The organism is Subtercola sp. Z020 (assembly GCF_002931235.1).
Classification (GTDB): Bacteria; Actinomycetota; Actinomycetes; order Actinomycetales; family Microbacteriaceae; genus Subtercola.
Genome location: NZ_PSTT01000085.1, coordinates 1 through 7,155 on the forward strand (window position 1 = coordinate 1; position 7,155 = coordinate 7,155).

Consider the following 7,155-nt stretch of genomic DNA (forward strand, 5'->3'; position numbering starts at 1 on the left):
GGGCAGGGCGGGGGCCACGATGCGGTCGGCGACGGCGGCGAGCAGGGTCTGCTTGTTGGGGAAGTGCCAGTAGAGGGCGCTGGGCTGCACGTCGAGGGCGGCCGCGAGGTGGCGCATCGTGAGGTCGGGCAGGCCCTGGTCGTCGAGGATGCGCAGCGCGGCATCCACGACCCCGGCGCGCGTGTGGCGAACCGGGCGAGGCTGCGCACCGTGCGGATCGACCATGCGTCAACTATAGTGAACGCTGTTCAGGTGAGCGGTGTTCAGGAAGAGGCGGGCCCATGATCGATGACGTGACGACCCCGGCTCCCCCGCCGCGCGCATCCCGAGCGCCACGACCGCCGCGAGCGCCACGGCCCGCCCGGATCGACGCCACGGATGTCGCCCGCATCGCCGTCTTCGCCGCCATCGTCGCGGTTCTCGGCCTGCCCGGCGGCTTCGCGGTCTTCGGATCGGTACCGATCACGGCGCAGACACTCGGCGTCATGCTGGCCGGCGCGATACTCGGCGCCTGGCGCGGGGCGCTCTCGCTGCTGGTGTTCCTCGCGCTCGTCGCCCTCGGCCTGCCGCTCCTCGCGGGTGGGCACGGCGGCCTCGGCGTCTTCGTGGGTCCGACGGCCGGCTACCTCGTCGGCTGGGTGGCGGGCGCGTTCGTGGTCGGCCTGATCGTGCACGGGCTCAGCGGCAGCGGCCGCCTCCGCAGCGGCGAGAGCGTCGGCGCCAGCAGCGCCAGCAGCGCCAGCAGCACCATCCGCAACAGCCGCCGCACCCCCACCGCCTTCCGCACCGTCGTCGGCGTGCTGGTCGGCGGCATCCTCGTCATCTACGCGTTCGGCATCCCGGTGCAGGCGGCTGTGCTCCGCCTCGCGCTCGACCAGGTCGCCCTGCAGAGCCTCGTCTTCGTTCCGGGCGACCTCGTGAAGGCGGCGATCGCGGTCGCCATCGTGCTGACCCTGCTGCGGGCGTACCCGAGCGCGTTCCGCGCCGCCGGGCGACCACGACGCGAGCAGGAACGCACACCGGCACGCAATCAAGAACGCACGCAGGAGCGCACCCAAGACAGCAGCCAGAAGCCCGAGCAGCAGGGTCGAGCGTGACGCCCGGCGCGGCGGCGAGCCCCGGCATCCTCACCCTCACCCACGCCTCCGTGCACCTCGGCGACCAGCTCGCCCTCGACGACGTCTCCGTGAACCTCGACCAGCCCCGCATCGCCGTGATCGGATCGAACGGATCGGGCAAGTCCACCTTCGCGCGGCTTCTCGGCGGCCTCGTCACCGCCTCGGCGGGAACCGTCAGCGTGCACGGCCTCGATCCCACTCGCCAGTCGACGGAGTTCCGCCGGGCCGTCGGCTTCATCTTCAGCAACCCCGACGCCCAGATCATCATGCCGACGGTCGCCGAAGACGCCGCCTTCTCCCTTCGCGCCGACCGCCTGCGGAAAGCCGAGTCGGCGGCCCGCGTCACCGCGGCGCTCGAACGGTTCGGCCTCGCCGACCTCGCCGACCGGCCCGCCCACGACCTCTCGGGCGGGCAGAAACAGCTGCTCGCCCTCTGCGGCGCCCTCATCCGCGAGCCCCGCCTGGTCATCGCCGACGAACCGACCGCCTACCTCGACGCCCGCAACAGCCGCCTGATCGCCGACCACCTGCTCGGCGACGCGAGCCGCCAGCTCGTTCTCGTGACCCACGATCTCGCCCTGGCGGCGTGCTGCGACGTCGCGGTTCTCTTCGAGGGGGGGCGGATGATCGCCAGCGGCCACCCGACAGAGATCATCGGGCGCTACGAGTCGAGCCTCGCGTGCTGACCCTGTATCGCCCGGGCACCGGCTGGCTGCACCGCGCCCCCGCCGGAGCGAAAGCCCTGGTCATCCTGGCCGCCGTACTCACGGTCTCGCTGCTGCCGTCGACCTACCCGTTCGCCGCCATCGCCCTCGGCAGCGCTCTGGTGGCCTACCTCGTGACGGGGTTCGGGGTCGCCGTTCTCGCCCGCCAGCTCGTCGGCCTGCGCTGGGTGATCCTCATCACGCTGGGCGCGCAGCTCATCTTTCTACCGACCGAACCGGCCGTCGCCAATACCTCGCGGGTCGTCGGGGCGGTACTGATCGCCTCGTTGCTCGTGCTGAGCACGCGGGTCGTGGACCTGCTCGATGCCTTCGAACGCGGGCTCGGTCCGCTCCGCCGCGTCGGAATCGACCCCGCGCGGGTCTCCCTCGTGCTCGCCATCACGATGACGACGATTCCCGTGCTCACGAGGGTGGCGACGAGCATTCGCGAGGCGCAGCGCGCGCGCGGTGCCGGCCGCGGCATCCGCTCGTTCATCATCCCGTTCCTCGTGCTCTCGCTGAAGCACGCCGACGACCTGGGCGACGCACTGACCGCCCGCGGGGCGGCGTAGCGCATGCCCGAGACGCGCCCGCCTGTTCACGGGCCGGTCGTCGACGACCAGACCCGGTGCATCCACTACGCTACCGAACTCGACGTGATCGCCATCAGGTTCGCCTGCTGCGGGCAGTACTACCCGTGCCATCTCTGTCACGCTGAGAGCGCCGATCACCCAGCCGTGGCCTGGCCGCGATCGAGCTACGCCGAGAGAGCGGTTCTCTGCGGCGTGTGCGGCTCAGAGCTGACGATCGAGCATTATCTGGCGGTCGATGGATGCCCGAACTGCGGTGCAGCGTTCAACCCGGGCTGTCGGCTGCACAGTCACCTGTACTTCGAGGCCTGACGGAAGGGTCAGCGACCGCGGCGGTAGAAAGCGGCCGGGGCGCGCGACGGAATCGCGGAGTGGTTGCGCATGCGGCGACCCGAGTTCGCGAACGACTCCAGCATCGTGGCGTGGTTCACGACCGCCGAACGTGCGGCCGGCAGGTCGCTGTACGAGTCGATGACGCTGCCGGCGCGGTCGGTGCTGACGAAGTGGCCGTCGGTGAACTCGACCATGCCGATGAACTCCCCCGAGCCCTGGGCGACCCAGAGATTGGCGTCGGGGCTGATCCAGAGCACGTCGAGTTCAAAGATGTCGGCAGAGGAGCTGATGTCAGCGATGGTCATGGTGATCTCATTCGTTAGAGGTTCTACTAGTTAGAGTATCTAGTAGTTCTGTGGTCTGAACGAGTTGCCCGGAGGGCCTTGCACGGGGGCCGCTGATGCAGTATTGATCGCTAGAACATCTAGCTACATGATCGTCTAGGCTGAGGCGATGACCAGTGAAGCGGTGGAGACGGCACAGCACTATTGGTACGACGACGACGCCCAGCGCCAGCGCAGCATCGCCGTGCTCGAGGCGATGCGCACCTACCGAGCGGCGGAGGCCGCGATGCAGCGGCGCACCCAGGTCGCCATGGGAATGGGCGAGACCGACCTGCTCGCCCTGCGCTACCTGCTGCGGATGCACCGCGCCGAGCACAGCGTCGGCCCGAAGGAGCTCGCCGCCTACCTCGGCATCTCGAGCGCTTCGACCACGGTGCTGCTCGACCGCCTCGAGAAGACCGGGCACCTCTCGCGGCAGCCCAGCCCGTTCGACCGCCGGGCGCTCATCATCGTTCCGACCCCCGCTTCAGAAGAGGCTGTGCGCCGCACGCTCGACGGCATGCACGAGCGCATGATCGCGATCGCCAGCGACCTCAGCCCCGACGATGCGCAGACGATCGTGTCGTTCCTCGGCGGGATGCGCGACGCCGTCGACGCGATTGACAAACACGATGCGGGTGACGGACACGACGCGATCGTCACGCACGATGCGGGCCACGGCCACGGCCACGACTCGGGCGATGGCCGGCGCGGCGCTGGGCGCGATGCCTGACCGGCCTGCGTCGCCCGACGAACCCGCAGCACCCGAACGCCCCTCGACGCCCGTAACGCCGACGCCGGCCCACGCCGACGCCGTGCTCTCGGCCCTCGCCGACTACCGCAGCGCAGAGGTCGAGATGCGCCGCCGCACCCGCGACTCGATGCGCATGGGCGCCACCGACCTGCAAGCCCTGCGCTTCCTGCTGAAGGCACAGCAGGAAGGGCGCATCGTCAGCGGCCGCACCCTCGCCGACCACCTGGGCATGACCTCGGCGTCGGTCACCGCGATGCTCGACCGCCTGACGGCGAGCGGCCACGTCACGCGCCTGCCGCACCCCTCCGACCGGCGCAGCCTGCAGGTCGTGGCGACACCTGGTTCCGACGAAGAGGTGCGTCACACCCTCGGCCAGATGCACCGCAGCATGCTCTCGGCCGCCGTCGGGCTGTCGCAGCAGCAGTCGCGCGCGATCACCCTCTTCCTCGAGCGCCTCACCGCGGCGGCCGACGCCTCCTGACCGCTCGCTCACGGCTCCTGGCCGCTGACTCACGCCTCCTCACCGTTGGCTCACGCCTCCTGGCCTTGGCGGCCACATCCCTCCTGACCACGGCGGGAGGGATGTCGTACACTGCATGTGAACGATCACATCGGTGATCGACCGCCGTCTACGAGGGAGTATCGTGCCGTCATCCACCGTCAGCGCCGCACAGGCCGAGTCAGCAGCCGAGGCCATTCTGGGTGGGCGCACCTCGCTCGGCATCGAACTCGGCTCGACCCGCATCAAAGCGTGCCTGGTCGGCGAAGATCCCTCCGTCGTGCTCGCCGTCGGCAGCCACGACTGGGAGAACGAACTGGTCGACGGCCTGTGGACCTACCCCATCGACAGCGTGTGGTCGGGCCTCCAGGCGGCGTACTCCGCGCTGATCGCCGACGCGGAGTCGCGGTACGGCGTGCGCCCGACCACCTTCGATGCGCTCGGCGTCTCGGCGATGATGCACGGCTACCTCGCGTTCGACGCAGACGACCAGCTGCTGACGCCGTTCCGCACCTGGCGCAACACCAACACCGGCCCCGCGGCGGCGGAACTCACCGAACTGTTCGGTGTGAACATCCCGCTCCGCTGGTCTGTCGCGCACCTGCACCAGGCCGTTCTCGACGACGAGCCGCACGTCGCGCAGGTCACACACATCACGACGCTGGCCGGTTACGTGCACGCGCAGCTCACCGGCCGGAAGGTGCTCGGGGTGGGCGACGCATCGGGCATGTTCCCGATCGACGATGCGACCCGAGGATACGACGCCGTGCTCGTGGAGCGTTACGACCAGCTGATCGCTGAACGCACGGGGGCCGACGTGAGCTCCTTCAGCCTCGCCGCCCTGCTCCCCGAGGTTCTCGCCGCCGGGCAGCCTGCGGGCGAACTCACGGCGGCGGGGGCCGCTCGGCTCGACCCCACCGGGGCGCTCGAGCCCGGCATCCCGCTCTGCCCGCCCGAAGGCGACGCCGGAACCGGGATGGTCGCGACCCGCTCGGTCGCCCCGCGCTCCGGCAACGTCAGCGCGGGAACCAGCATCTTCGCGATGGTCGTGCTCGAAGGCCCGCTCGGTGAGGTGCACCACGAACTCGACCTCGTGACGACCCCGGCCGGTGACCCGGTCGCGATGGTGCACTGCAACAACGGCGCCAGCGAACTCGCCGCCTGGGCCGGCCTCTTCGGGCGCTTCTCCGCCGCGGCCGGAACGCCGCTCGGCAACGACGCCGTCTTCGACGTGCTGTTCCGCGAGGCCCTCGACGGCGAACCGGATGCGGGTGGGCTCCTGGCGTACAACCACTTGGCCGGCGAACCGATCGCCGGCCTCACCGAGGGGCGGCCGCTCGTCGTGCGCACCCCCGACAGCCGCCTCACGCTGCCGAACTTCATGCGCGCCCAGCTCTACGGCGTCTTCGGCACCCTCAGCCTGGGCATGCGCGTGCTCGCCGCTGAGGGCGTCGCGATCGACGAGATGTTCGCGCACGGGGGCATGTTCCGCACCGCCGGGGTCGCGCAGCGCTTCCTCGCCGGTGCCCTCGGTGCGCCCGTCACCGTCACCGAGACCGCTTCGGAGGGCGGCGCCTGGGGCATCGCCGTGCTCGCGGCGTACCTGCGGGCGGCCTCCGCCGGCCAGTCCCTCGACGACTACCTGCGCGATCGCGTCTTCGCGACGACGGCCTTCGACACCGCTGCACCCGACCCGGCCGACGTCGCCGGGTTCGCGGCCTACCTCGACCGCTACAGTGCGGGCCTGGCCGTCGAGCGCACCGCCGTCACCTCCCTGCCGGTCGCCTAGCCGTCACGCTCACGTCGCCGCCCGGCTCGTCAGGGCGGTTCGGCGACAGGCCCCGCCGACTTCACATCAGGAGGAGGGCGGGGTCTCGCCGGCCATGTCGACGCTCTCGGTGTCGGGGTTCCACGTGAAGGTGGCGGCGGCGCGGCCGCTCGCGTCGGCGTTCGCCTCGCCGGCCTGCGGGTAGCGGTAGGTCACCAGGATCGCGCCGGGAGCGGTGCGCTCGACCTGCGGAACGAAGCCGTACTGCACCTTGGTGGCCGTTCCGAGGTAGGTGCCCTCGTGGAACAGCAGAATGGCGCACGGCGAGCTGCCGGTGGCCATCTCGAGCGACACGACGCTCCACGACAGGGCCGCGCAGGGGTCGTAACCGGAGTAGTCGGCGCCGGCCGCGTCCCACTTCGCCGACTCCAGGCCCGGGGGCAGGGCGAGCGCGGCGATCGCGTCGGCTGCCGCAGCCTCACCGGTCGAGGGTCCGCAGGCGCTCGGCGAAGTGGAGGGTGCCGCCGACGTGGGCGGCGGCGACGGGGACGACATCACGGTTGCGGGCGCGGTTGCGCTGGCGGGGCTGGATGCCGCGGGGCTTGCCGTGCCGGCCGCCGCACCGCCCGAGGTACCCCCCGAGCATCCGGAGACCAGAGCGGCCCCGGCCGCCAGAACGAGGATCGTCGCTGCTCTCCGGTGAAGTCGCATGACCTCACGCTACTCGCGGTCGGTCGCTGGATGCCAGCGGCGAGCCCGGCGCGAGGGCCGATGGTTCAGACGGCCGAGGCCTCAGACGATGTCGTCGATGTCGAGGTGGAACCCCTCCTGGTCGGGGTCGGCGTACGTCGCCGTGTTGGACTTCACGCGCCGATCGATCCGCGTGCGCAGATCGGCGAGCGCCCTGTTGACCGCGTCGTCGTCGAACGCGCCCTCGATGCGCAGCTGCACCGGCACGACCACGAGCTCGCTGCCCGCGTCGAGCGTCATCTTCGCCTCGACCTGCCGGCCGGCGACGTCGAACGAGGGAACCGTGACGGCCTCGGAGTGCTCCTCGCGGCCGATG

Annotated in this window: 11 protein-coding genes; 7 read left to right on the plus strand and 4 right to left on the minus strand. The window is 70.9% G+C overall.

Annotation, left to right across the window (positions count from 1 at the left end; genetic code table 11):
* Positions 1-225: TetR/AcrR family transcriptional regulator (locus C5B96_RS11030; RefSeq protein ID WP_233189149.1), on the minus strand; the 225-nt coding region annotated here is incomplete at its 3' end.
* A 56-nt stretch (positions 226-281) separates the two neighbouring features.
* On the opposite strand from C5B96_RS11030, the gene C5B96_RS11035 reads away from it, so the two are divergent.
* From C5B96_RS11035 to C5B96_RS11050, 4 genes are read left to right on the plus strand one after another with little or no spacing between them, the layout of a single operon-like run.
* On the plus strand, positions 282-1,097 hold the full coding sequence (locus C5B96_RS11035) for a biotin transporter BioY (RefSeq protein ID WP_104245417.1): 816 nt from the start codon (positions 282-284) through the stop codon (positions 1,095-1,097).
* Positions 1,094-1,804, plus strand: a complete 711-nt coding sequence (locus C5B96_RS11040) for an energy-coupling factor ABC transporter ATP-binding protein (protein ID WP_104245418.1) — start codon at positions 1,094-1,096, stop codon at positions 1,802-1,804. Before C5B96_RS11035 ends, C5B96_RS11040 begins: the two co-directional genes overlap by 4 nt.
* Positions 1,798-2,394 (plus strand): energy-coupling factor transporter transmembrane protein EcfT, encoded by a 597-nt coding sequence (locus tag C5B96_RS11045; RefSeq protein ID WP_104245419.1) that lies wholly within the window; start codon positions 1,798-1,800, stop codon positions 2,392-2,394. The genes C5B96_RS11040 and C5B96_RS11045 overlap by 7 nt, the downstream gene beginning before the upstream one ends.
* A gap of 3 nt (positions 2,395-2,397) precedes the next feature.
* Positions 2,398-2,724 carry a CHY zinc finger protein gene (locus tag C5B96_RS11050; RefSeq protein WP_104245420.1) on the plus strand — a complete coding sequence of 109 codons (327 nt, stop codon included), beginning with the start codon at positions 2,398-2,400 and terminating at the stop codon, positions 2,722-2,724.
* A gap of 8 nt (positions 2,725-2,732) precedes the next feature.
* Here C5B96_RS11050 and C5B96_RS11055 read toward each other — a convergent pair whose 3' ends face one another.
* A complete protein-coding gene (locus C5B96_RS11055; protein WP_104245421.1) occupies positions 2,733-3,050 on the minus strand; it encodes a hypothetical protein in 318 nt (105 codons plus the stop codon).
* 148 nt (positions 3,051-3,198) lie between these two features.
* Between C5B96_RS11055 and C5B96_RS11060 the strand changes: the two genes are divergently transcribed.
* The 3 genes from C5B96_RS11060 (at position 3,199) to C5B96_RS11070 (ending at position 6,110) form a co-directional block, all read left to right on the plus strand.
* Complete coding sequence (locus C5B96_RS11060; RefSeq protein WP_104245422.1) at positions 3,199-3,801, plus strand: MarR family winged helix-turn-helix transcriptional regulator; 603 nt, start codon at positions 3,199-3,201, stop codon at positions 3,799-3,801.
* Positions 3,794-4,303 carry a MarR family winged helix-turn-helix transcriptional regulator gene (locus C5B96_RS11065; RefSeq protein WP_104245424.1) on the plus strand — a complete coding sequence of 170 codons (510 nt, stop codon included), beginning with the start codon at positions 3,794-3,796 and terminating at the stop codon, positions 4,301-4,303. Before C5B96_RS11060 ends, C5B96_RS11065 begins: the two co-directional genes overlap by 8 nt.
* Positions 4,304-4,466: 163 nt before the next feature.
* Positions 4,467-6,110 (plus strand): xylulokinase, encoded by a 1,644-nt coding sequence (locus tag C5B96_RS11070; protein ID WP_233189150.1) that lies wholly within the window; start codon positions 4,467-4,469, stop codon positions 6,108-6,110.
* 66 nt (positions 6,111-6,176) lie between these two features.
* Here C5B96_RS11070 and C5B96_RS11075 read toward each other — a convergent pair whose 3' ends face one another.
* Complete coding sequence (locus C5B96_RS11075; RefSeq protein WP_104245423.1) at positions 6,177-6,800, minus strand: LppP/LprE family lipoprotein; 624 nt, start codon at positions 6,798-6,800, stop codon at positions 6,177-6,179.
* Between the two features lie 81 nt (positions 6,801-6,881).
* The coding region (locus tag C5B96_RS17395; RefSeq protein ID WP_158507169.1) for a hypothetical protein at positions 6,882-7,155 on the minus strand (274 nt) is incomplete at its 5' end.